General features: G+C 71.7%; 22 protein-coding genes. 11 read left to right on the plus strand and 11 right to left on the minus strand.

The window, feature by feature from the left end; genetic code table 11:
• Window positions 1-201 precede the first annotated feature (201 nt).
• From ACIRP7_RS43575 to ACIRP7_RS43595, 5 genes are all read left to right on the plus strand, one after another.
• Window positions 202-870 (plus strand): amino acid ABC transporter permease, encoded by a 669-nt coding sequence (locus tag ACIRP7_RS43575; protein WP_403671973.1) that lies wholly within the window; start codon window positions 202-204, stop codon window positions 868-870.
• A complete protein-coding gene (locus ACIRP7_RS43580; RefSeq protein ID WP_403671976.1) occupies window positions 867-1,772 on the plus strand; it encodes an amino acid ABC transporter permease in 906 nt (301 codons plus the stop codon). Before ACIRP7_RS43575 ends, ACIRP7_RS43580 begins: the two co-directional genes overlap by 4 nt.
• Window positions 1,773-1,960: 188 nt before the next feature.
• A complete protein-coding gene (locus tag ACIRP7_RS43585; protein ID WP_403671979.1) occupies window positions 1,961-3,559 on the plus strand; it encodes an FAD-dependent monooxygenase in 1,599 nt (532 codons plus the stop codon).
• Window positions 3,560-3,675: 116 nt separating this feature from the next.
• Complete coding sequence (locus ACIRP7_RS43590; RefSeq protein WP_309506048.1) at window positions 3,676-3,723, plus strand: hypothetical protein; 48 nt, start codon at window positions 3,676-3,678, stop codon at window positions 3,721-3,723.
• Between the two features lie 76 nt (window positions 3,724-3,799).
• On the plus strand, window positions 3,800-4,336 hold the full coding sequence (locus ACIRP7_RS43595; protein WP_403671982.1) for a cysteine dioxygenase: 537 nt from the start codon (window positions 3,800-3,802) through the stop codon (window positions 4,334-4,336).
• A gap of 202 nt (window positions 4,337-4,538) precedes the next feature.
• On the opposite strand, the gene recX is transcribed toward ACIRP7_RS43595, so the two are convergent.
• Together recX and recA are read right to left on the minus strand one after the other, a co-directional pair.
• Window positions 4,539-5,471: a recombination regulator RecX gene (recX, locus tag ACIRP7_RS43600; protein WP_403671985.1), complete on the minus strand. Its 933-nt coding sequence runs from the start codon at window positions 5,469-5,471 to the stop codon at window positions 4,539-4,541.
• A 4-nt stretch (window positions 5,472-5,475) separates the two neighbouring features.
• Window positions 5,476-6,600: a recombinase RecA gene (gene recA / locus ACIRP7_RS43605; protein ID WP_352382424.1), complete on the minus strand. Its 1,125-nt coding sequence runs from the start codon at window positions 6,598-6,600 to the stop codon at window positions 5,476-5,478.
• Between the two features lie 290 nt (window positions 6,601-6,890).
• Between recA and ACIRP7_RS43610 the strand changes: the two genes are divergently transcribed.
• Complete coding sequence (locus ACIRP7_RS43610; RefSeq protein WP_403671988.1) at window positions 6,891-7,115, plus strand: hypothetical protein; 225 nt, start codon at window positions 6,891-6,893, stop codon at window positions 7,113-7,115.
• On the plus strand, window positions 7,115-7,915 hold the full coding sequence (locus ACIRP7_RS43615; protein ID WP_403672036.1) for a hypothetical protein: 801 nt from the start codon (window positions 7,115-7,117) through the stop codon (window positions 7,913-7,915). The genes ACIRP7_RS43610 and ACIRP7_RS43615 overlap by 1 nt, the downstream gene beginning before the upstream one ends.
• 10 nt (window positions 7,916-7,925) lie before the next feature.
• On the opposite strand, the gene ACIRP7_RS43620 is transcribed toward ACIRP7_RS43615, so the two are convergent.
• Window positions 7,926-9,185 carry an AI-2E family transporter gene (locus ACIRP7_RS43620; protein WP_403671991.1) on the minus strand — a complete coding sequence of 420 codons (1,260 nt, stop codon included), beginning with the start codon at window positions 9,183-9,185 and terminating at the stop codon, window positions 7,926-7,928.
• 127 nt (window positions 9,186-9,312) lie between these two features.
• Complete coding sequence (locus tag ACIRP7_RS43625) at window positions 9,313-9,507, minus strand: DUF3046 domain-containing protein (RefSeq protein WP_356014568.1); 195 nt, start codon at window positions 9,505-9,507, stop codon at window positions 9,313-9,315.
• Window positions 9,508-9,586: 79 nt separating this feature from the next.
• Between ACIRP7_RS43625 and ACIRP7_RS43630 the strand changes: the two genes are divergently transcribed.
• Window positions 9,587-10,531, plus strand: a complete 945-nt coding sequence (locus ACIRP7_RS43630) for a hypothetical protein (protein WP_403671994.1) — start codon at window positions 9,587-9,589, stop codon at window positions 10,529-10,531.
• 72 nt (window positions 10,532-10,603) lie between these two features.
• Here the strand turns inward: ACIRP7_RS43630 and ACIRP7_RS43635 are convergent, their stop codons facing one another.
• Together ACIRP7_RS43635 and ACIRP7_RS43640 are read right to left on the minus strand one after the other, a co-directional pair.
• The gene (locus ACIRP7_RS43635; protein WP_352382435.1) at window positions 10,604-10,912 is read right to left on the minus strand and encodes an AzlD domain-containing protein; all 309 of its coding nucleotides are present in this window, start codon (window positions 10,910-10,912) and stop codon (window positions 10,604-10,606) included.
• Entirely contained in the window at window positions 10,909-11,664 is a 756-nt protein-coding gene (locus ACIRP7_RS43640) for an AzlC family ABC transporter permease (RefSeq protein WP_403671997.1), read from the minus strand. Before ACIRP7_RS43640 ends, ACIRP7_RS43635 begins: the two co-directional genes overlap by 4 nt.
• A 190-nt stretch (window positions 11,665-11,854) precedes the next feature.
• Here ACIRP7_RS43640 and ACIRP7_RS43645 point away from each other — a divergent pair, with 190 nt between their 5' ends.
• The 3 genes from ACIRP7_RS43645 to ACIRP7_RS43655 all read left to right on the plus strand — a co-directional run bounded on the left by ACIRP7_RS43645 (window position 11,855) and on the right by ACIRP7_RS43655 (window position 18,813).
• Entirely contained in the window at window positions 11,855-16,813 is a 4,959-nt protein-coding gene (locus ACIRP7_RS43645; protein ID WP_403672000.1) for an ATP-dependent helicase, read from the plus strand.
• A 330-nt stretch (window positions 16,814-17,143) separates the two neighbouring features.
• On the plus strand, window positions 17,144-18,016 hold the full coding sequence (locus tag ACIRP7_RS43650) for an Fpg/Nei family DNA glycosylase (protein WP_403672003.1): 873 nt from the start codon (window positions 17,144-17,146) through the stop codon (window positions 18,014-18,016).
• Window positions 18,017-18,048: 32 nt separating this feature from the next.
• A complete protein-coding gene (locus ACIRP7_RS43655; protein ID WP_403672006.1) occupies window positions 18,049-18,813 on the plus strand; it encodes an SDR family NAD(P)-dependent oxidoreductase in 765 nt (254 codons plus the stop codon).
• Here ACIRP7_RS43655 and ACIRP7_RS43660 read toward each other — a convergent pair.
• The 5 genes from ACIRP7_RS43660 to rimO form a co-directional block, all read right to left on the minus strand.
• Complete coding sequence (locus ACIRP7_RS43660) at window positions 18,761-19,087, minus strand: hypothetical protein (RefSeq protein WP_403672009.1); 327 nt, start codon at window positions 19,085-19,087, stop codon at window positions 18,761-18,763. The two genes, ACIRP7_RS43655 and ACIRP7_RS43660, sit on opposite strands and share 53 nt — an antisense overlap.
• A 207-nt stretch (window positions 19,088-19,294) precedes the next feature.
• Window positions 19,295-19,675, minus strand: a complete 381-nt coding sequence (locus ACIRP7_RS43665; RefSeq protein WP_352382446.1) for a helix-turn-helix transcriptional regulator — start codon at window positions 19,673-19,675, stop codon at window positions 19,295-19,297.
• Between the two features lie 109 nt (window positions 19,676-19,784).
• The gene (locus tag ACIRP7_RS43670) at window positions 19,785-20,330 is read right to left on the minus strand and encodes a CinA family protein (protein ID WP_403672012.1); all 546 of its coding nucleotides are present in this window, start codon (window positions 20,328-20,330) and stop codon (window positions 19,785-19,787) included.
• The gene (pgsA, locus tag ACIRP7_RS43675) at window positions 20,327-21,166 is read right to left on the minus strand and encodes a CDP-diacylglycerol--glycerol-3-phosphate 3-phosphatidyltransferase (protein ID WP_403672015.1); all 840 of its coding nucleotides are present in this window, start codon (window positions 21,164-21,166) and stop codon (window positions 20,327-20,329) included. The genes ACIRP7_RS43670 and pgsA overlap by 4 nt, the downstream gene beginning before the upstream one ends.
• Complete coding sequence (rimO, locus tag ACIRP7_RS43680; protein ID WP_403672018.1) at window positions 21,163-22,659, minus strand: 30S ribosomal protein S12 methylthiotransferase RimO; 1,497 nt, start codon at window positions 22,657-22,659, stop codon at window positions 21,163-21,165. Before rimO ends, pgsA begins: the two co-directional genes overlap by 4 nt.
• Between the last annotated feature and the right edge of the window lie 59 nt (window positions 22,660-22,718).

The following is a 22,718-nucleotide window of genomic DNA, read 5'->3' on the forward strand; positions in this document are numbered from 1 at the left end:
CACCCCCCCCCCCCCCGCCCGCCCGCCCCCCCCCCCCGCCCCCCCCCCCCCCCCCCCCCCCCCCGCGCCCCCCCCCCCCCCCCCCCCCCCCCCCCCCCCCCCCCCCCCCCCCCCCCCCCCCCCCCCCCCCCCCCCCCCCCCCCCCCCGCGCCTGTCCACGCACGCCACACACACGCCACACACCCGGAAGCGCGGGAGATCGTGTTCGACTTTCTTGAAGGTTACGACGTCCTCGGGGCGTTCTGGATGACGGTGAAACTCACCGTGCTGTCCGCCGTCGGCTCCCTGATCTGGGGCACCCTGCTGGCCGCGATGCGCGTCAGCCCGGTCCCGTTGATGCGCGGCTTCGGCACCGCCTACGTCAACATCGTCCGGAACATCCCCCTCACGGTCATCATCGTCTTCTCCTCGCTCGGCCTCGCCGACATCTTCGGTATGACGCTGGGCGCGGCGGACAACTTCGACACCCTGAGCTTCCGGCTGGCGGTGCTCGGATTCACCGCGTACACCGCGGCCTTCGTCTGCGAGGCGATCCGCTCCGGCATCAACACGGTGCCGCTCGGCCAGGCCGAGGCGGCTCGCGCGATCGGGCTGAACTTCAGCCAGACCCTGCGCCTCGTGGTGCTGCCGCAGGCCTTCCGCTCGGTCATCGGCCCGCTGGCCAACGTACTGATCGCGCTGACCAAGAACACCACCGTGGCGGCCGCGATCGGCGTGGCCGAGGCCGCCCTCCTGATGAAGGAAATGATCGAGAACGAGGCCCAGACGCTCGCCGTCGGCGCGGTCTTCGCCCTCGGCTTCGTGGTACTGACCCTGCCGACCGGCCTCCTCCTCGGCTGGCTCGCCAAGCGACTGGCGGTGAAGCGATGAGCTCGGTCCTCTACGACACCCCGGGACCCCGCGCCAAACGGCGCAACGTCGTCCTGTCCATCGTCTTCGCCCTCCTGCTCGTCCTCCTGCTGTGGTGGCTGTGGCAGAAGATGGACGACAAGAAGCAGCTGGAGTGGAACCTCTGGGAGCCCTTCACCACCGGTGAGGCCTGGACGACCTACTTGCTGCCGGGCCTGGGCAACACCCTCAAGGCCGCGGCGATCTCCATGGTGATCGCCCTGCCGCTGGGCGCGGTCTTCGGCATCGCCCGGCTGTCCGACCACGCCTGGGTGCGGGGCGTGGCCGGCACGGTGGTCGAGTTCTTCCGGTCGATCCCGGTCCTGCTGCTGATGCTGTTCGCCAACCAGTTCTACGTCCAGTACACGGACGTCAGCAGCGAGCAGCGGCCTCTGTACGCCGTTGTCGCCGGCCTCGTGCTCTACAACGCCTCGGTGCTCGCCGAGATCGTCCGGGCCGGCATCCTCTCGCTGCCCAAGGGGCAGACGGAGGCGGCCTTCGCGGTCGGCCTGCGCAAGGGCCAGACGATGTCCAGCATCCTGCTCCCGCAGGCCGTCACCGCGATGCTTCCGGCCATCGTCAGCCAGCTGGTCGTCATCGTGAAGGACACCGCGCTGGGCGGCGTGATGCTGGGCTTCACCGAACTGCTCAACTCCCGCAGCACGCTGGCCGCCAATTACGCCAACGTCATCCCCAGCTTCATCATCGTGGGGCTGATCTTCATCGCGCTGAACTTCACCCTGACCAGCTTCGCCAGCTGGCTGGAGCGCCGGCTGCGGCGCAGCAAGAAGAGCACGGGGGCGGTACTCGGCGAGGACACGGTGGAGGTCAACCCGGCGGCCGTGGGCGGCACCTACGGGGCGGGCGCCGGAGGTAGCATCTGATGGTCAGTCAAGTGGCTTGAACCACACGCGTGAACGGCCTGGAGGCAGTGGCTTGATCGCCACTGCCTCCGTCACTTGACGCAAGCACCGGCAATAGGTTGCATACGTTCTGTGATCGTGCACCCCGCTCCAACCTCCTGTTCACATACATCTCCCGGCATTCCGCTGCGGGCAGGGGGCGCCGCGCCGTGGACCCGGTGATCATCGTCGGAGCGGGGCCCGTCGGGCTCACGCTCGCCCTGGCGCTGGCGCGTCAGGAGGTTCCTTCCGTGGTCCTCGACGAGGGCCCGGGCAAGGACGAACCCCGCCTGGCGCGCACCGCCGTTCTGCACGAGGACACCGCCGCCCTCATGTCACGGCTGACCGGGGTGCCGGTCAGCGAGCTGGGTGTGCACTGGTCCGGATGGCGGTCGATGCGTCGCAAGCAGGTGATGCGCGAGGTCGACTTCGACGAGGTCGGGGACGCCCCCCTGCACCTCGCCCAGCACGTCCTCGCCGGCGCCCTGCGCACCGCCCTCGCCGAGGAGCGGCTGGTCAAGCTCATCCCGGACAGCCGTCTCGACACCATCGAGCAGGAGCCCTCGGGCGTCACCGCCCACACCCGCGGCCCCAAGGGCACGTGGTGGCGCGGGAGTTACCTGGTCGGCTGCGACGGCACGCGTTCCACCGTGCGCAAGCTCGAGGACATCCGCTTCCCGGGCCGTACGGCCGTGGAACGCCACGCGGTCGCCGCCCTGCGTGTGGAACTCCCCTGGGAGGACCGGGCTTTGCTCCACCGGATGCCGCCGTGGCGGACGTCCGGACCGTCGGCCGGCGAGATCAGCGCCCGCCCCCTCCCCGAGGGCGTGTGGCGCCTGGACTGGCTGCTGCCGCCGGGCAAGGACCTGGTCACACCCGAGCTCCTGGTCGCCCGCGTCCGGGAGACCCTGGCCGGCTGGACGGGCGGTTCGACACCGCCGTACGAACTCCTCGACACCGGAGTCCACACCGTGCACCACCGACTGGCCCGCCGTTGGCGCGCCGGGCGGGTCTTCCTCGCTGGGGACGCGGCGCACTGCCTCGGGGCGCTCGGCACACAGGGGCTCGACGAGAGCCTCCGGGACGCCGACAACCTCGCCTGGAAACTGGCCCTGGCCTGGCACCACGGCCCCCACGAGGCCCTTCTCGACAGCTACCAGGCCGAGCGGCGCGCGGTCGTCGCCGGTCGGCTGCGCGCCGCCGACCAGGCGCTGCCACTGCTGCGCGGCGGCGGGGGCCTGCGCTCGGTGGTCCCCGGCTCGGCCCGCGGCCACGACGCGTTGCTCACGGACGGTCACTTGGGGCGCGGCCCGCTCGGCGCGCCGGGGGCGTACGCCGACTCGCCCCTCGCGCCCTTGCACCTCGAAGGAGAGGTGCCCATCGACACGCTCCCGGGGTCGCCGGTCGCGGATGTGCGGGTCACCGCCGAGGACGGCTCGTTCGTACGGCTGCGCGAGCGCCTCGGCCGTGGCGCTCTGCTCGTCGTCCTGATCGCGCCGGGCACCGGGGTGTGGGAGCGCAAGCACTGGGTGACCGCCGGAATCATGCCCCGCCTGGTCGCGGCGGTGACCGCGCTGCCGCACTCCGCCGAGCTCCTGGTCGCCGAGGAGTACCCGGGCGCGGCCCCGCACACGATCCTCCTCGTACGGCCCGACGGCCACCTCGTCACGGCACTGAGCGGAGTCCGCCCGGCCGACCTGTACTCGGCGGCCGAGACGGCACTCGGAGGACCTCCTGCGAAGACCGGCGCGGGGGCGGGTTCGCGTTGACGTGCTCATTGTCACTGCGCGTCCACATAGTGACGGTGAGTTGAAACGCCTCGGGCCCTCATGGTGTACTCCGGATCGTGACCGACACCTGTGTGCGCCTGTGGCGGAGGGTCCATATGGACCTCGTCCGCTATGCGGGCTGCGTGTGTCGTCCGTCCTGCTGAATTCGCCTCTCCAACTTTCCCGCGTGCCGCGCCTGTGCGACGGCACGCTGTCGCGAACTTTCTCAGGACGGTGCCCGTGTCTGTCTCCCCCGCCTTCCTCTCGGTCTCCTCCGCCGTCGCGCCGCCCACCCAGGCCGAACTCCTCGACTTCGTACGGCGCACCGCCGCCGACGCCGAGTTGATCGACTCGCTCCCGCTCGACCCCGAGGGCCGCACCTGGGTGCGCCTGGAAGGGCCCGGCGGCAGCGAGGCCTGGCTGATCGGCTGGCCGCCCGGCACCGGCACCGGGTGGCACGACCACGCCGAGTCCGTCGGCGCCTTCATCACCGCCGCGGGCGAGCTCAAGGAGAACTCCCTCGCCGCCCGGCTGCCCGCCGACGGCTGGAAGACCCTCGAACTCTCCGACGAGGTCGACCGCGAGCGACGACTGCCCACCGGCAAGGGCCGATCCTTCGGGCAGCACCACGTCCACGAGGTCCTCAACGAGTCCACCGAGGCCCACGCGATCTCCGTACACGCCTACTACCCGCCCCTCCCCCAGATCCGCCGCTACAGCCGCACGGGCCAGATCCTGCGACTGGAGCACGTGGAGCGGCCGGAGGACTGGCAGTAAGGCCCCTGGGGGAGCAGTTCCTTGAGGCCGTCGAGGAGGGTGGGCACGGGCGACAGGGTCTGATCGGCATCTGCGGCTCGTTCCTCGGCGGTCCTGCAGCCAGGGTCGCTACCAGGGCGTGTCTCCCCAGGGCCGGCCTCCCGCCAGGGACGCCCGGTCCTACCTGTTCGGCGATGCCTCACCCGCGCCGGGCACAACCCTTTCAGAACCCCTCGTCGCCGAGGAACTCCGTCTCCTCCCCCTCCTCCTCCAGCGCCTGCCGGACCACCCGCAGGGCCAACCCCTCGGAGTAGCCCTTGCGGGCGAGCATGCCGGCGAGGCGGCGCAGTCGCTTGTCGCGGTCGAGGCCACGTGTCGCGCGCAGCTTGCGGTCGACGAGTTCGCGGGCCGTCGTCTCCTCCTGCTCGGAGTCGAGCTGCGAGACGGCCGCGTCGATCAGCGTGGGGTCGACGCCCTTGGTGCGCAGTTCCTGGGCGAGCGCCCGCCGGGCGAGTCCCCGGCCGTGGTGCCGGGACTCCACCCAGGCCTCCGCGAACGCGCTGTCGTTGATCAGCCCGACCTCCTCGAACCGCGACAGCACCTCCTCGGCGGCGTCGTCGGGGATCTCCCGCTTGCGCAGCGCGTCGGCGAGTTGCTTCCGCGTGCGCGGGGTCCCGGTGAGCAGGCGCAGACAGATCGCCCGCGCCCGCTCCACCGGGTCCGCCGGAGGCTCCCCCTGCTCGGCCCTCGACAAGGAGGGGCCGCCTCCGTCCTCACCGGGCGAGTCCCCGAAGCCGCGCCGGCGCTGCCGACGCCCGCGGGAACCGCCCGCGCCAGGTGCACCGCCGCCTCGACGCGAGCTCCGGCCGAACGCCCCGGAACCACGCGCCGCCCCGGCACCGGACTCGTCGCCGCCCGGCCCACCGTCGCCGTACGTCCCACCGTCACTGTGGGAACGGTCGCCGCGGTAGGACGGACCGGCGCCGTCAGCGAAGTCGTCGCCGTACGACACCGAACGGCCGTGTCCCCCGTCCGCTCCATGCCCCGTGCCGTCCCCGTACCCGTCGCCGCCCGGCCGAGCAGAACCCCCGTCGTCCTTTCCGCTCCACCCTCGCGGAGCGTCCTCGTACCCGGCCCAGTCGGTTCGCCGTGTCACGGGATCAGCTCTTGGCGGCCGGAGCCTTGGCCTTCGTCGCCTTCGCGGCCGCCGGAGCCGGCACCTTCGCGACGTCGTCCGCGGCAGCGGACACCGCGGCGTCCGCACCCGGCTCCGCGGCAGGCTCCTCGGGCCGCACGCCGACGCCCAGCTTCTCCTTGATCTTCTTCTCGATCTCGTTGGCCAGGTCGGGGTTGTCCTTCAGGAAGTTGCGCGCGTTCTCCTTGCCCTGGCCGAGCTGGTCGCCCTCGTACGTGTACCAGGCGCCGGCCTTGCGGACGAAGCCGTTCTCCACGCCCATGTCGATCAGGCCGCCCTCGCGGCTGATGCCCTGGCCGTAGAGGATGTCGAACTCGGCCTGCTTGAACGGCGGCGCGACCTTGTTCTTGACGACCTTGACGCGGGTGCGGTTGCCGACCGCGTCGGTGCCGTCCTTCAGCGTCTCGATGCGGCGAATGTCGAGTCGCACCGAGGCGTAGAACTTCAGCGCCCGGCCACCGGTCGTGGTCTCGGGGGAGCCGAACATCACGCCGATCTTCTCGCGGAGCTGGTTGATGAAGATGGCGGTGGTCTTGGACTGGTTGAGCGCGCTGGTGATCTTCCGCAGGGCCTGGCTCATCAGACGGGCCTGCAGACCGACGTGGCTGTCGCCCATCTCACCCTCGATCTCCGCGCGCGGGACGAGCGCTGCGACGGAGTCGATGACGATGAGGTCGAGGGCGCCGGAGCGGACCAACATGTCCACGATTTCCAGGGCCTGCTCGCCGTTGTCCGGCTGGGAGAGGATCAGGTTGTCGATGTCGACGCCGAGCTTCTTCGCATATTCGGGGTCGAGGGCGTGCTCCGCGTCCACGAAGGCGACCTGGCCGCCGGCCTTCTGCGCGTTGGCCACCGCGTGCAGGGTCAGCGTGGTCTTGCCGGAGGACTCCGGTCCGTACACCTCCACCACGCGGCCACGCGGCAGGCCGCCGACACCGAGGGCGACGTCGAGTGCGGTCGACCCGGTGGGGATGACCTCGATGGGCTCGTTCGGCCGCTCGCCGAGGCGCATGACGGCGCCCTTGCCGAACTGCCGTTCAATCTGTGCGAGAGCGGCATCCAATGCCTTCTCGCGGTCGGTTCCTGCCATGGGTTCCACCCGGTTTGCTTGAGTCGATCGCTTCACGTCAAAGACGCTAACGCCTGCCACTGACAATGCGCCCCGACGCCCGTCCAGCCTGTGGATAACTAGGGGACTTCTCCATGCGAACCATGCCGAAACGCCCGCCGTTGGCATCGCCGGAGCTTCCATATGAATGGATGTTCGATTTTCGTGTCAAGCGCACCACGCGGCACCCTCTGCGGCTACTTCCCCCGGCGTACTTCAGGTGCCTTCGGCGGTACGACGACCGGACGGGCCGTTCTCGCGAGTCTTGTGCCATGCAGACCCCGACGAGCACCAGAGAAGCGACTTCGCCCACCCCCGTGCCGCCCGGCCTCGTCATCCCGCTCGCGGCGGCCCTGCCGGTGTGGCGCACGAACGGTTGGACGAGCGGGCCCGCCCTCGGTGTCTGCCTGTTCGTCGGTGAGGGCGTGATCCTGACCCCGGACACCGGCGACCGTCTCTCCGCGGCCTGCCTGGCCCCGAAGGGAGCACGGACGTGATGGACCCGGCCCTGACGGATGCTTCCGCGGCGCCGGCCCGGACGTCGGTACGGCGGGCCGGCCGTGGACGCCGCGTGGAGCGTCTGTGCCACACCACCGGTCTTCTCCTGGTCCTCTCCGGGCTCGGGCACCTGGTGGTGTTCGCCGTGGACGGCGGCCCCTGGGGCGGACCGGTCTCCTGGCGCAAGCCTGTGACGTTCGGGCTGTCCTTCGGAGTGACCCTGATCGCGGTCACCTGGGTCACGTCGTATCTGCGCCTCGGCCCGCGGACACGGGCGCTGCTCCTCGCGGTGTTCGCGGCGGACTGTGCGGTGGAGGTCGGTGGTATCACCCTCCAGGCGTGGCGCGGGGTGCCCTCGCACCTCGACATGGAGACACCCTTCGACACGGCGGTGTCCATGACGCTGGCGGTGGGCGGCGGCGTCCTGGTGGTGCTGCTGACGGTGTTCGCGGTCGCCTCCTTCCGCCACCGGCCCTCGGGCCCGGCGGGGATGGACCTGGCGGTGCGGTCGGGGTTCGCCATCCTGCTGGTCGCGCTCGCCTCGGGCGCCGCGATGATCGCGCGCGGTGTCGTCCTCACCCGCACCGGCCACCAGGAGGCGGCCTATCACTCGACCGCCCCGCTCAAGCCGCTGCACGGTGTGAGCCTGCACGCGGTCCTGGTCCTGCCCGCACTGGCCTGGCTGCTGTCGCGCACGCCGTGGAGCGAGCCACTACGGCGACGGCTCCTGTACGCGGCGATCGGCTCCTACGTCACGGCCGTCATCGGCGCCGCGATGTGGGCCGCCCTCACCTACTGACCCCGCACCCTCAGGTCGAGCCGGCCCCGTCGGCGGAGTCCTGGGTGTCCGGCCGCCGCCGCTGCCACAGCGCACGCACGCGCGTGACCGGCGAGGGCCCCTCGCCCCGCCTCCGGTGGCCGTGCACCCGTGGGTCGTCGGTGACGGCGTACCGCTTCACGTACGCCCCCAGGAACGCCTGCAGGGTGGCGACCGCCGGAATGGCGATCAGGGCACCGACCGCGCCGAGGAGGGCGGTGCCCGCGATGACCGAGCCGAAGGCGACCGCGGGGTGGATGTCGACGGTCTTCGAGGTCAGCTTGGGCTGGAGGACGTAGTTCTCGAACTGCTGGTAGATCACCACGAAGACCAGCACCCACAGCGCGTACCAGGGATCGACCGTGAAGGCGATCAGCATGGGCAGGGCGCCCGCGAGATAGGTACCGATGGTCGGGATGAACTGCGAGACCAGGCCGACCCACACGGCAAGCACGGGCGCGTACGGCACGTCGAGGGCCTGGAGCAGGACGAAGTGCGCGACTCCGGAGGCGAGCGCCATCAGACCGCGCGAGTAGATGTAGCCGCCGGTCTTGTCCACGGCGATCTCCCACGCGCGCAGCACCTCGGCCTGGCGGGCGGGCGGCAGGACGGAGCAGATCGTGCGGCGCAGCCGGGGGCCGTCCGCGGCGAAGTAGAACGAGAACAGCCCGATCGTCAGCAACTGGAAGAGCCCGCCGAGGACCTGTGCGGAGACGTCCAGGACGCCGGTGGCGCTGTTCTGCACATAGTTGCGCAGCCAGTCGGAGCGCAGCAGCCCCTCCTGGACGTCCACCCGCTTCAGCTCGGTGTGGAAGTGCCCGTTGATCCAGGCGATGACGGAGTCGAGGTAGTCCGGGAAATCCTCGACGATCTTGATGATCTGGCCCGCGAGCATGGACCCGAGCAGCGTGACGAAACCGGCGGTCACGATCAGCACACCGAAGAAGACGAAGAAGGCGGCGAGCCCTCTGCGCATGCCCCGCGCGGCCATCTTGCTCACCGCGGGTTCGATGGCCAGTGCCAGGAAGAACGCGATGAGAATGTTGGTCAGCAGGCCTATCAGCTGGTGGAAGGCCCAACTGCCGAACTGGAACACGGCGATGAGGGCGAGCGCGAGCACCATGGCACGCGGCAGCCAGCGCGGCATGCGGGCGTTCGGCCCGGCGCCGTCGGCCGGGGGCGGCGTGGGGGGCGTCGCGCCGAGCGGAGATGCGTGCTGGGCTGCGTGCCCGGACTCGTCAGTGGGTGCCACGGAGCAAGTCTCGCCCACCTGACTGACAATGGCTGCCGTCCTGCGATCTTCGTGACCGGTCAGTGCCACTTTCGGGAGATATTCACGCCCACCGGTCGCAACGTCTCCCCGGAATGTCCACGCCGTCTCAGTGCCGCTCGCCCGGAACGTTCATCACGGTGCACACCACACGCCACACGTCCTTGGCGTCCCAGCCCGCGTCCAGGGCCTCGTGCACCGTGCGCCCACCGAGCTCCGTCATCACATGATCGCGCGCGAAGGTGTCGGCGTACCTCGGACCGAAGTGTTCCGCCATCCGCTGCCAGAAGACCGTCAACCGCATGACTCCAGTATCCCGCCCCCGGGGGTGGCCTGGGCCGGGACCGCTTGCCGAGACCGCTTTCCGCCCTACGGTCTGACGCATGCCCGAAACAGGAGCTTCCCCACTCCCCCAGACGCCACCGGCGCACTCCCCGCTCTTCCGCGCCGAGCACTTCGTCTGGCTCACCGCGCGTGTGCTGGAACAGCGTCTGTTCGCGTACCACTTCCTGAACGGCGGCCCCGACCCGGTGGAGACGGCCCTGGACGCCTACCGCAACGCGGACGGCGGCTACGGCCACGCGCTGGAGCCGGATCTGCGCGGCCCGGTCAGCCAGCCCCTGCACACCGCTCACGCCCTGCGCGTGCTGGACGCCGTCGGACGCTGCGGCGGACAGCGTGTGGAGCGCGTGTGCCGCTATCTCACCTCTGTGTCCGCCCCGGACGGCGCCCTCCCGGCGGTCACTCCCGCCCAGCGCGGCTATCCGACGGCCCCCCATATGCCGGTCGTGGACGCCCCGCCGAGCGAACTGCTCGCCACCGGCCCCGTGGTCGGTCTGCTGCACCGCAACGAGGTGTGGCACGCCTGGCTGTTCCGGGCCACGGACTTCTGCTGGCAGGCCGTGGAGTCACTTCAGGTGTCCCACCCGGACGAGATCCAGGCCGCGCTGACCTTCCTGGACTCCGTCCCCGACCGCCCGCGCGCACGGGCGACCGCCGACCGCCTCGGCCGCCTGGTGCGCGAGCATCGTCTGGCCGCGCTGGACCCCTCGAACCTCGACGCGTCTCCCGTCCATCCCGGCTACGCCCCGGGCGAGCACCACTTCCCGCACGACTACGCGAAGACGCCGGACTCCCTCGCGCGCGCGTGGTTCACGGACGACGAGATGTCCCGTTCGCTGGACTTCCTCGCGGCCGAACAGCGGGAGGACGGCGGCTGGCCGACGCGCCGACGCCACTGGGCACCCACCACGGCCTCCGAAGCGCGCCCCATGGTGACGATCGAGGCCCTGCAGACCCTGCGCGCGTACGGCCGCGAAGTCGGCTGAGCCGGCACAAGCGTCTCGCCCACACGCGCGTGACGGCGGCCTCTCGCGTCCCTACGGCCCGCACCGCCGCCGTCACGCCCCAATGGCCCGCACCCCCGCCGTCACGACCACCGCGGCCGCGACCACCAGCAGGAACGGCGCCCTCAGAAGCAGCGCCACCGCGGCCGCGGCAAGCCCCGCGGCCCGCGCGTCGAGCACCGGTACCCGCCCGTCGGCGAAGGTCTGCTGCGCGGTGAGCGCGGCCAGAAGAGCCACCGGCAGCAACGCGGCAAGACGCTTCACGAGGGGCCGGTCGAGAACGCCCGCAGGCACGAGCAGCCCGAGGAGCTTGACGGCGTAACAACCGACGACGGTGGCCCCGATGGCGACCCAGACGTTCACCGCCCCTCCCCCCGCACCCGCTCACGACGTCCTCGCACCCACAGGACAAGAGGCGCGGCAAGAGCGGCCGCGAGCACCGGCACCCCGGCGGGCAGCACAGGAAGCAGGCCGAGCCCCAGCAGCACGGCGAGCCCGGCCACGACCCGCTCGGTGCCGCTCTTCACCATGGGCGCCAGAAGCGCCAGGAAGACGGCGGGCCCGGCCGCGTCCAGCCCCCACGCGCGCGTGTCCCCGATCGCGTCGGCTCCCAGGGCGCCCAACAAGGTCGTCAGATTCCACAGCACATACAGACTCAGCCCCGTGACGGCGAACCCGATGCGCGCACTGCGCCGCGTGGGCTGAGCCAGCGAAACGGCCGCCGTCTCGTCGATGACCCACTGGGCGGCAAAGGGGCGTATCAGGCGCGGGAGGGCAAGCAACTGCGACAGCCGCAGCCCGTAGAACGCGTTGCGCACCCCCAGGAAGAAGGCCCCGGCGGCCGCTGCAAGAGGGCTTGCTCCGCCCGCGAGCGCTCCTACGAGCGCGAACTGGGACGCACCGGTGAACACCAGGAGGCTGAGCGCACAGGTCTGCGTCAGCGTGAGCCCGCTGCCGGCCGAGGTCACCCCGAAGGCGAATCCGGACAGTCCGACGGCCACCCCGACCCCGAGGGCGTCTCGTACGACGGCGGCGTCCGGCCTGTCCCCACCGTCGGCGTCCGTACGCGACTGGGCATACCGCCGGTGCCGCGCCCGCTCCCTGAAACCCGCCATGCGCCCATTGTCACGCCGACGCCGTCCGCGGGTGACGGGGCAGGCTGTCCGGCAACCCCGGTCCGTGGGGGACCCCCGCACCCTTGCGGGGGCGAAGCCGCGAGGAGACGCCGCTGGCGTGCCCCGCCCGACCGCCGCCGACAACCCGCAGGTCAGGGCCATTGTCAGTGGCCGGGTGCAGGATGGACGCATGGTCAGCCCTGCACACCGAGCCCTGAACGGCTTCTCCCCCGCCACCCGCGGCTGGTTCACGGGGGCGTTCGACGCGCCCACCACCGCCCAGGCCGGCGCGTGGCAGGCCATCTCGGAGGGCTCGGACGTGCTCGTCGTCGCCCCCACCGGCTCCGGCAAGACCCTGGCCGCCTTCCTCGCCGCTCTGGACCAGCTGGCCTCCACACCCCCGCCAGCGGACCCCCGGAAGCGCTGCCGGGTGCTGTACGTCTCCCCTCTCAAGGCCCTCGCCGTCGACGTGGAGCGCAACCTCCGCAGCCCCCTCACCGGCATCCGCCAGGAATCCGTCCGCCTGGGCCTGCCCGAGCCCGAGGTCAAGGTGGGCATCCGCTCCGGCGACACTCCTCCAGCCGAGCGCCGGGCCCTGGCCACCCGCCCCCCGGACATCCTGATCACCACTCCGGAATCCCTGTTCCTGATGCTGACGTCGGCGACCCGGGACGCACTCACCGGCATCGAGACAGTGATCCTCGACGAGGTCCACGCCGTGGCCGGCACCAAGCGCGGCGCCCACCTGGCCCTCTCCCTGGAGCGCCTGGACGAACTCCTCCCGAAGCCGGCCCGCCGCATCGGCCTCTCCGCCACCGTCCGCCCGGTGGACGAGATCGCCCGCTACCTCTCCCCCCAGCGCAAGGTGGAGATCGTCCAGCCGAAGTCCGGCAAGGAGTTCGACCTCTCGGTCGTGGTTCCGGTGGAGGACCTGGGTGAACTCGGCGGCTCCCCGGTCGCCGAGGGCAACGAAGGCGCGGAACGCCCCTCCATCTGGCCTCATGTGGAGGAGCGGATCGCCGACCTCGTCCAGTCCCACCGCTCCACGATCGTCTTCGCGAACTCCCGCCGCCTCGCGGAACGCCTCTGCAACCGACTCAACGAGATCGCCTACGAGCGGGCCACCGGCGAACCCCTGGACGAACACCACGCCCCGGCCGAACTCATGGGCGGCTCGGGCGCGGCCCAGGGCGCGCCCCAGGTCATCGCCCGGGCCCACCACGGCTCGGTCTCCAAGGAACAGCGCGCCCTGGTCGAGGAAGACCTCAAAGCGGGCCGACTCCCCGCCGTGGTGGCCACGTCCAGCCTCGAACTCGGCATCGACATGGGAGCGGTGGACCTGGTGATCCAGGTCGAGTCGCCCCCCTCCGTGGCCTCCGGCCTGCAACGTGTCGGCCGCGCGGGCCACCAGGTCGGCGCGGTCTCCACCGGCGTGGTCTTCCCGAAGTACCGAGGCGACCTGGTCCAGGCAGCGGTCGTCACGGAACGCATGCGGACCGGCTCCATCGAGTCCCTCAAGGTTCCCGCGAACCCCCTGGACGTTCTCGCCCAGCAGCTCGTCGCGATGACCGCGATGGACACCTGGCAGCTCGACGACCTCCTCGCCACGGTCCGCAGGGCGGCCCCCTTCGCCTCCCTTCCCGAGTCCGCCTTCACCGCGGTCCTCGACATGCTCGCGGGCCGCTATCCCTCCGACGCCTTCGCCGAACTGCGCCCGCGCGTGGTCTGGGACCGCATCGCCGGCACGATCACCGGCCGCCCCGGCGCCCAGCGCCTCGCCGTCACCTCCGGCGGCACCATCCCCGACCGCGGCCTCTTCGGCGTCTTCCTGGCCGGCTCCGACCCCAAGAAGGGCGGCGGAAGGGTCGGCGAGCTCGACGAGGAGATGGTCTACGAGTCCCGCGTCGGGGACGTGTTCACCCTTGGCACCAGCTCCTGGCGCATCGAGGACATCACCCGCGACCGCGTCCTGGTCTCCCCCGCCCCCGGCGTCCCCGGCAGGCTCCCCTTCTGGAAGGGCGACCAGCTGGGCCGCCCCCTCGAACTGGGCCGCGCGGTGGGCGCGTTCCTCCGCGAGGTCGGTTCCCTGCCCAAGGAGGACGCCCGCCTGCGCCTCCTCACGGCGGGCCTGGACGCATGGGCGGCGGACAACGTCATCTCGTACCTGGACGAGCAGCGCGAGGCCTGCGGCCATGTCCCGGACGACCGTACGATCGTCGTGGAGCGCTTCCGGGACGAACTCGGCGACTGGCGGGTCGTCGTCCACTCCCCCTTCGGCGCCCAGGTCCACGCCCCCTGGGCCCTCGCCCTCGGCGCCAAGCTCTCCGAGCGCTACGGCATGGACGCCCAGGTCATGCACGCCGACGACGGCATCGTCCTGCGACTGCCCGACGCCGACATGATGAGCCTGGACCTCCTCGACCGGGAACCGACCAGGAGCGGCACCGAGTACGACGCCGAACAGGCTCCGGTGGGCGCCGCGGACGTCGTCTTCGACAAGGGCGAGGTCGACCAGATCGTCACCGACCAGGTCGGCGGCTCGGCCCTGTTCGCCGCCCGCTTCCGCGAATGCGCCGCCCGGGCGCTCCTGCTGCCGCGCCGCAACCCCGGTAAGCGCACGCCCTTGTGGCAGCAGCGCCAGCGTGCGTCCCAACTGCTCCAGGTGGCGAGCGAGTTCGGTTCGTTCCCCATCGTCCTGGAAGCGGTCCGCGAGTGCCTCCAGGACGTCTTCGACGTCCCCGGCCTCGTCGAGCTCATGGGCGACCTGGAGTCCCGCAGGGTCCGCCTGGTCGAGGTCACCACCCCCGAGCCCTCCCCCTTCGCCCGCTCCCTCCTCTTCGGCTATGTCGCCCAGTTCCTGTACGAGGGTGACTCGCCCCTCGCCGAGCGCCGGGCGGCGGCCCTCTCGCTGGACTCGCGTCTGCTGGCCGAGCTGCTGGGCCAGGCGGAGCTGCGCGAGCTGCTCGACGCCGAGGTGCTGACCGAGCTGGAGCGCGAGCTCCAGTGGCTCGCCGAGGACCGCAGGGTCAAGGACATCGAGGGCGTCGCGGACGTCCTCCGCGTCCTCGGCCCGCTCACGGACGCGGAGCTGGCCGAGCGCGGCGCCGAACCACAGTGGGCGCAAGAACTCGCCCGAGCCCGTCGCGCGATCAAGGTCCGGGTCGGCGGCGCCGACCACTGGGCGGCGATCGAGGACGCGGGGCGCCTGCGCGACGCCCTCGGCACAGCGCTGCCGGTCGGCGTTCCGGAGGCTTTCACCGAACCGGTCAAGGACCCTCTGGGTGACCTCCTCGCGCGCTACGCCCGCACCCATGGCCCTTTCACCTCGGCGACGGCCGCCGCCCGCTTCGGCCTGGGCACGGCGGTCACCGAGGGCGCGTTGCAGCGCCTGGCCGCGAGCGGACGTGTCGTCCAGGGAGAGTTCCACCCGGCGGGCATCGGCCAGGAGTGGTGTGACGCGACCGTGCTCCGCCGCCTGCGCCGCCGCTCCCTGGCGGCCCTGCGGCACGAACTCGAACCGGTGCCGCCATCGGCCCTGGCCCAGTTCCTGCCGCAGTGGCAGCACATCGGCAAGGGCCACTCCCTGCGCGGCATCGACGGGCTGGTGCGTGCCGTAGAGCAGTTGCAGGGCGCCTCCGTGCCCGCCTCCGCCCTGGAGAAACTCGTCCTGCCGTCACGCGTCATGAACTACACCCCGGCCATGCTCGACGAGCTCACCGCCGCCGGAGAGATCGTGTGGGCCGGAGCGGGCGCGCTCCCGGGCAAGGACGGCTGGGTCTCCCTGTACCTGGCGGACGCGGCCCCCCTCCTGCTGCCACCGCCCCACCCCCTGGAGCTGACGGCGCTCCACCAGTCCGTCCTGGACGCCCTCACCGGCGGCTACGGCCTGTTCTTCCGCCAGATCGCCGACCAGGTCCGCGCCACCACCCACCCCGACGCCACCGACCCCCAACTCGCCGACGCCGTATGGGACCTGGCCTGGTCCGGGCGGCTCACCAACGACACCCTCACCCCCATGCGCTCCCTGCTGGGCTCCGGCCGCACCGCCGGTGCCACCGCCCACCGCGCCAAACGTACGATCCCCCGCGGCCGCTACGGCTCCCTCACCGCGGCCGCCCGCCCCGCCTCCCGCACCGGCCCGCCGACCGTCGCCGGCCGCTGGTCCCTGCTCCCGCCGCGCGAAGCCGACCCGACCGTGCGCGCCCACGCCCTGGCCCGGACCCTCCTCGACCGGCACGGAGTGGTCACCCGGGGAGCCGTCTCGGCGGAGGGTGTGGAGGGCGGCTTCTCGGCGACGTACCGCATCCTCTCCGTCTTCGAGGACAGCGGTCAGGCCCGCCGCGGGTATGTCGTGGAGGGTCTCGGCGCCGCCCAGTTCGCCATGGACGGCGCGGTCGACCGTCTCCGCGCGGTGTCCAACGCCCGCGACCGCGGCGAGCCGCTGCCGGAGGCCGGCGCTCCCGACATCTGGGCTTCGGATGTGGCACCCGACGCCCCCGGGGCAACCCACGACCGCGCACAAGGCGACGCCACGACCGAGGACTGGGACTGGACCCGCGCCTTCGACCACCCCGACGGCCCCGGCCAGGAAGCCGACCCGGCCCCCACTTTCGGTTCCCCGCCCGCCGCGTCCCCCGCCTCCCGCGACGAGTACGTCTCACCGCGCGACTACCCGCCCCAGCCCACCCCCCAGCACTGGCAGGGCACCCCCTCGTACGATTCCGGCTTCGGCAACCGCAGGCAGGCCGCCTCCGACGCCTCCCGAGCCGTGGTCCTCGCCGCAGCCGACCCCGCCAACGCCTACGGCGCCGCCCTCCCCTGGCCCGAGCCCCCGACCGAGGCAGGGCACAAGCCGGGCCGCAAGGCGGGCTCACTCGTGGTCCTCGTGGACGGCGAGCTCACCCTCTACATGGAGCGGGGCGGCAAGACCCTCCTGGCCTGGCCCTCCGCTCCCGACACCACCCCCACCGACGATCCCCGTCTCCGCACGGCGTCCGAGGCCCTCGCCGCAGCCGCCAAGGCCGGTTCGCTGGGCACCGTCACAGTGGAACGCATCAACGGCACCTCGGCCCTGACCTCGCCCCTGGGCACCCTCCTGGAAACAGCGGGCTTCATCGCGACCCCACGGGGCCTACGCCTACGCGCCTGACTCCCCACACCTCACAGCACCTGGCCCCCGTCGCCGCAGCCCCGCGCCCGGCCCGGGGGAGGGCGGGACGCGGCGCGGCCCGCGCCTCAGGAACGCCAGCACCCACCCAGCGCACCGGCCCCCGTCTGCCACAGGAGCGCGACCGCCCCACGAACGCCTCACCGCGCCCCCGCAGCCGCCGACGGCCCACGCCCCACAGGGGCCACCCGCACCCGACCACGAACTCACACGGGTGGTGCGGGTGGGACGAAACCGGCCGAAGGCGAAGCCGAGGCCGAACCCACCGCCCGCAGCCGCACCGGACCCCCCTCCCCATGCCACCCTTGACCCATGCCCGAAGGAGACACCGTCTGGCAAGCCGCCAAGCGCCTGCACACCGCCCTCGCGGACAAGGTGCTGACCCGCAGCGACCTGAGGGTGCCGAAATACGCCACAGCCGACCTCACAGGCCGCAGGGTCCTGGACGTCACCCCTCGCGGCAAACACCTCCTGACCCGCATCGAGGGCGGCCTGACCCTCCACTCCCACCTCCGCATGGACGGCTCCTGGAAGGTGTACGCCGAGAACCAGCGCTGGACAGGCGGCCCCACCCACCAGATCCGCGCGATCCTGGCCAACACCGACCGCACAGCCGTCGGCTACCGCCTCCCCGTCCTCGAACTGATCCGCACCGCGGACGAGCACAAGGCCGTCGGCCACCTCGGCCCCGACCTCCTCGGCCCGGACTGGGACCCCGAGCGCGCCCTCGCCAACCTGCTCCAGGACCCGGCCCGCCCCCTCGGCGAGGCCCTCCTCGACCAGCGCAATCTCGCCGGCATCGGCAATGTCTACAAGAGCGAACTCTGCTTCCTGCTCGGCGTCACCCCCTGGCTCCCCGTCGGCGCCCTCCCCGCAGACCGCGCCGCACAGCTCCCCGCGCTCGCCAAGAAACTCCTGGAGGCCAACCGCGACCGCCCGATCCGCAGGACGACCGGCACGACCACCACGACCGGCCGCCGCGGCCAGGACCTGTTCGTCTACGGCCGCGCCCCCCGCCCGTGCCTGCGCTGCCGCACCTCCATCCGCGTCGCCGATCAGGGCGACGGCTCGCGAGAACGCCCCACGTACTGGTGCCCGCACTGCCAGACCGGCCCGGCCCCGGCCCCACACCGCAGGGCACGGGGCGAAGGCGCCCCCAGAACCCCACGCCGTACGACCAATTGACGCCCCGTCAGAAACGCTCGTACCGTCGCTCCATGGCCGTCAGCGCGTACGACCTCACCGGGCGCACCGCGTTCGTCACCGGTGCCGCCAGCGGCATCGGCCGCGCGAGTGCCGTCCTGCTCGCCGAGGCGGGCGCCACCGTCCACGGCGCCGACCTCGACGCGTCGGGGCTGCACGAGACGGCGTCCTTGATCAAGGACGCCGGCGGCACTGCGTACACCCACCCCCTCGACGTCACCGACCGCGAACAGCTCCGTGAGGCCATCACCTCCTGCGAGCGCCTGGACGTGCTGGCCGCGGTCGCCGGGATCATGCACAGCAGCCCGGTCCTGGAGACGACGGACGAGGACCTCGACCGTGTTCTGAACGTCAACTTCAAGGGTGTGCTCCACGCCTGCCAGGAAGCGGCCCGCCTGATGATCGAGCGGAAGACGAGAGGGAGCATCGTCACGATGGCCTCCGGCGCCGTGGACACGGGCGGCCCCGGCCTGCTCTGCTACGGCGCGGCCAAGGCAGCCGTGGTCCAGCTCACCAAGACCCTGGCCACCGAGGTCGGCGGATACGGCATCCGGGTCAACGCCGTCGCCCCCGGATGGATCCGCACCCCCATGACCGACCGCCACGACGAGGAGGCCCAGGCCCGCACCGAGGCGCTCATGTCCCGCATGTCCCCGCTCAAGCGCGTGGGCGAACCGGAGGACATCGCCCACGCCGTGCTCTACCTGGCCTGCGACGCCTCGTCCTTCACGACGGGCCAGATCCTCCGCCCGAACGGCGGGGTGGCGATGCCGTGGTAGCCGCACCTTCATCCCCGGCCTCCAGGGCGTGCACGACCGCCCCCGCAGGTCTTCCCGCCCGCCACGCCTGACGCCACCGCCCAGCGGCTACGGCCCCCGCGGCCCGCGCCTTCGGCACACAGTGCACCGGCAGCAGACTCAGCCCCCACCCACCCGCCGCGACCGCCCCTTCGAGCACCCCGGCGTCCGGGACCAGCACCAGCCGCGCCACAGCGCACCACCACAGTGCCCCGAGCCCGAGAGCCATCCCCCGGCGTACTGTCGGCCCCGCCATGCAGCCACCTCCAGCCCGGACGCTAGACGGCCGCCCCATTTCCGGGGAGGGCGCACCTAGGGCACACGGACGCATCGGCGCGGCCGTCGCTCCAAGATGCACGAAAACCCCGACCGGCGCCTCTCCAGACCAGCTGGAGAAACCCGTCCGGGGCCTCGCAGACTTCCTCACGGCGAGCCATCAGCGATGGCACACCGAGCGCGAGCGTCACGCCGCTACGACGTCCACCGCTTCGCTCGGCGCCTTGATGGTCACTCGTTCCGGTGGCACACCCTTCACCGACACGGAACCCAGCATCGGGCGCACGGGCGCCGGTACGGGCTCGCGGGGGGTGGCCGCAGCAGACTGGGCCAGCTCGGCGAGGGCGAGCTCGTCGCTCACTTCCCGCATGAGCTCGGACATCCGTACGTCCAACGCGTCGCAGATCGCGGAGAGCAGTTCGGAGGAAGCCTCCTTCTGCCCCCGCTCCACCTCGGAGAGATAGCCGAGTGAGACTCGGGCGGACGAGGAGACTTCGCGCAGAGTACGGCCCTGGCGTTGGCGCTGCCGACGCAGCACGTCACCCAGCAGGCGACGGAGCAGAATCATCGGTGGCTCCCTCCTCGGACCGCGTAGCCGCATCCTTCACGCCCCACCGTACCGCCTTGCGCCGCGGCCGTGCGGGGAGCGATGTCGTGTTCACTCAGGGCTGCAAACATCAAAACCCCCCGTTCCGTTCCGTATCCTGTGCCCGCTCATTCCCGGTCTGTTCGCTCGCGAGCTCCTCCAGGAGGAGTGCGAGTACGCTCCGTACACTCTCCATACGAATTTCCGCGCGGTCGCCGTTCAACCGCAGCGCGGTCACTTTCCCGCCATCCGTTGCCCCGGACGCGCCCGCGGAGGGCCCGTCGACGGCCACGAAAACCGTTCCGACGGGCTTGCCGTCCTGCGGTTCGGGGCCCGCGACTCCGGTGGTCGCGATGCCCCAGTCGGCGCCGAGTGCCTTACGCACCCCGGCCGCCATCTGGGCCGCGACCTGCGGATCCACCGCACCTCGCTGGTCCAGCAGGGTGGCGTCGACACCCAGCAGCTCATGCTTCAGTTCGGTGGCGTAGGCGGTCACCGACCCCCGGAACGCCTGGGACGCGCCGGGAACCGCTGTGATTTCCGCCGCAACCAGCCCGCCGGTGAGCGACTCGGCGACTGCGAGCGTCTGCCCCTTCACGGTGAGTAGTTGCACCACTTGGGCGGCCGGGGAATTCAAGCTTCCGTCTCCTCCAACGCCGCCTTGCGCTCGGCGATTCCCTGCCTGCGCAGGACAATGGCCTGTCTCACATAGTCGAGTCCGGTCGCGACGGTCAGCACGACCGCCACAGCCATCACCCAGAACCTCGCGGTGGCCAGCCACCCTGTCAGCGCCAGGATGTACATCCCTACGGCGATGCCCTGGCCGAGGGTCTTGAGCTTGCCGCCCCGGCTCGCCGGGATCACTCCGTACCGGATGACGAGGAAACGCAGCAGGGTGATTCCGAGTTCCCTGCCGAGGATGACGATCGTCACCCACCAGGGCAGGTCGCCGAGCCCGGAGAGACAGATCAGCGCCGCCCCCATGATCGCCTTGTCGGCGATGGGGTCGGCGATCTTCCCGAAGTCCGTGACGAGGTTGTAGGCGCGCGCCAGGTGACCGTCGAACAGGTCGGTGATCATGGCGACCGCGAAGGCCGCCCAGGCGAACGAGCGCCACGCGGGGTCGTGTCCGCCGTCGGCCAGCATCAGGGCGACGAAGCCGGGCACGAGGACCAGCCGGAGCATGGTCAGCAGATTGGCGATGTTCCAGACGCTGGCCTGGTTGACGGCCGCGGCCGTGATCTTCCCCCCGCGCGCGGGCTTCGCGCCGGAGTCGACGTCGGCCTCAGAAGCCGCTCCGGCCACGATCCCCACGCCGGGGACGGCACCGGCGCGCACCTCGGCAGCCGTACCGGAGACCAGGTCCGAGGGAGTGCTCGGTGCCGCGCCGGACGCGGCGCCCGAGACCGCGCCCGCCGGTCCGCCCTTCGCGGCGGAGGGGCCACCCGCAGCGGACGCCGGAACTCCGGTCATCTGCCCGCCTCCTCACTACACGCGAGCGAGCCGTCGAGCGGCTCGGCCACCAGGTCGACACCTTCGGTACCGACCACCTTCGCCTCGACCATACGACCGACACTCAGACCTTCGCCGCTCGTGAGCAGCACCTGACCGTCGGTCTCCGGCGCCTGGTGCGCGCCGCGGCCGTACACACCCTCCTCGTCGATGGACTCGACCAGCACGTGCACGGTCTCGCCGACGCGCTCCTCGGCGCGCTGCGAGACGAGTTCCTCGGCGAGCCGGGAGACACGCGCCAGACGCTCGGCGACGAGGTCCTCGTCCAGCTTGTTCTCGTACGTCGCCGCTTCGGTGCCCTCCTCGTCGGAGTACCCGAAGACACCGATGGCGTCCAGTCGCGCGCCGTTCAGGAACCGCTCCAGCTCGGCGAGGTCGGCCTCGGTCTCGCCGGGGAAGCCCACGATGAAGTTGGAGCGCACGCCGGCCTCGGGGGCCTTGCCGCGGATGGTGTCGAGCAGCTCCAGGAAGCGGTCGGTGTCACCGAAGCGGCGCATGGCGCGCAGCACGTCGGGAGCGGAGTGCTGGAAGGACAGGTCGAAGTACGGCGCCACCTTGGGGGTGGAGGTGAGCACGTCGATCAGGCCGGGCCGCATCTCGGCGGGCTGGAGGTAGCTGACCCGCACACGTTCGAGACCGTCGACCTCGGCGAGGTCGGGCAGGAGGGACTCGAGGAGGCGGATGTCTCCGAGGTCCTTGCCGTACGACGTGTTGTTCTCGGAGACCAGCATGATCTCCTTGACGCCCTGCTCGGCCAGCCAGCGCGTCTCGTTGAGGACGTCCGAGGGGCGGCGGGAGATGAAGGAGCCGCGGAAGGACGGGATGGCGCAGAAGGAGCAGCGCCGGTCGCAGCCGGAGGCGAGCTTCACCGAGGCGACCGGGGAGCCGTCCAGACGCCGGCGCAGGGGCGCACGGGGGCCGGAGGCCGGAGCGAGCCCCTCAGGAAGGTCGGCGGGTGCCGCCTCGGGGGCTTCGGCGGCCGGCGCGTGTCCGGGCAGGGCGACGGACGCCGCCGACTCCTGGCGCCGGGACGGGCTGATCGGCAGGAGCTTGCGCCGGTCGCGCGGGGTGTGCGCGGCGTGGATACCACCGCTGAGGATCGTCTGGAGCCGGTCGGAGATGTCGGCGTAGTCGTCGAAGCCGAGCACGCCGTCCGCTTCCGGCAGTGCCTCGGCGAGGTCCTTGCCGTACCGCTCGGCCATGCAGCCCACCGCCACGACGGCCTGGGTTCTGCCGTGACCCTTGAGGTCGTTGGCCTCCAGGAGGGCGTCGACGGAGTCCTTCTTGGCGGCCTCGACAAAGCCACAGGTGTTGACGACGGCGACATCCGCGTCTGCGGCGTCCTCCACGAGATCCCAGCCGTCCGCCTCCAAACGGCCTGCGAGCTCCTCCGAGTCCACCTCGTTGCGGGCGCAGCCAAGAGTGACGAGTGCGACGGTACGGCGTTCAGGCATGGGCTCAAGACTACTTCGTCCCACTGACACCCCACGTCGAAGGGGTTGGCCGATCCTGG

It is taken from the genome of Streptomyces sp. NPDC102270, assembly GCF_044766405.1.
Lineage (GTDB): Bacteria > Actinomycetota > Actinomycetes > Streptomycetales > Streptomycetaceae > Streptomyces.

Bases quoted from the DNA above. Each gene is read 5' to 3' on its own strand.
- ACIRP7_RS43580 (WP_403671976.1), top strand. From the start codon at position 867: ATGAGCTCGGTCCTCTACGACACCCCGGGACCCCGCGCCAAACGGCGC.
- recA (WP_352382424.1), bottom strand. From the start codon at position 6,600: ATGGCAGGAACCGACCGCGAGAAGGCATTGGATGCCGCTCTCGCACAG.
- ACIRP7_RS43610 (WP_403671988.1), top strand. From the start codon at position 6,891: ATGCAGACCCCGACGAGCACCAGAGAAGCGACTTCGCCCACCCCCGTG.
- ACIRP7_RS43615 (WP_403672036.1), top strand. From the start codon at position 7,115: ATGGACCCGGCCCTGACGGATGCTTCCGCGGCGCCGGCCCGGACGTCG.
- ACIRP7_RS43625 (WP_356014568.1), bottom strand. From the start codon at position 9,507: ATGCGGTTGACGGTCTTCTGGCAGCGGATGGCGGAACACTTCGGTCCG.
- ACIRP7_RS43630 (WP_403671994.1), top strand. From the start codon at position 9,587: ATGCCCGAAACAGGAGCTTCCCCACTCCCCCAGACGCCACCGGCGCAC.
- ACIRP7_RS43640 (WP_403671997.1), bottom strand. From the start codon at position 11,664: ATGGCGGGTTTCAGGGAGCGGGCGCGGCACCGGCGGTATGCCCAGTCG.
- ACIRP7_RS43645 (WP_403672000.1), top strand. From the start codon at position 11,855: ATGGTCAGCCCTGCACACCGAGCCCTGAACGGCTTCTCCCCCGCCACC.
- ACIRP7_RS43650 (WP_403672003.1), top strand. From the start codon at position 17,144: ATGCCCGAAGGAGACACCGTCTGGCAAGCCGCCAAGCGCCTGCACACC.
- ACIRP7_RS43655 (WP_403672006.1), top strand. From the start codon at position 18,049: ATGGCCGTCAGCGCGTACGACCTCACCGGGCGCACCGCGTTCGTCACC.
- ACIRP7_RS43660 (WP_403672009.1), bottom strand. From the start codon at position 19,087: ATGGCGGGGCCGACAGTACGCCGGGGGATGGCTCTCGGGCTCGGGGCA.
- ACIRP7_RS43665 (WP_352382446.1), bottom strand. From the start codon at position 19,675: ATGATTCTGCTCCGTCGCCTGCTGGGTGACGTGCTGCGTCGGCAGCGC.
- pgsA (WP_403672015.1), bottom strand. From the start codon at position 21,166: ATGACCGGAGTTCCGGCGTCCGCTGCGGGTGGCCCCTCCGCCGCGAAG.
- rimO (WP_403672018.1), bottom strand. From the start codon at position 22,659: ATGCCTGAACGCCGTACCGTCGCACTCGTCACTCTTGGCTGCGCCCGC.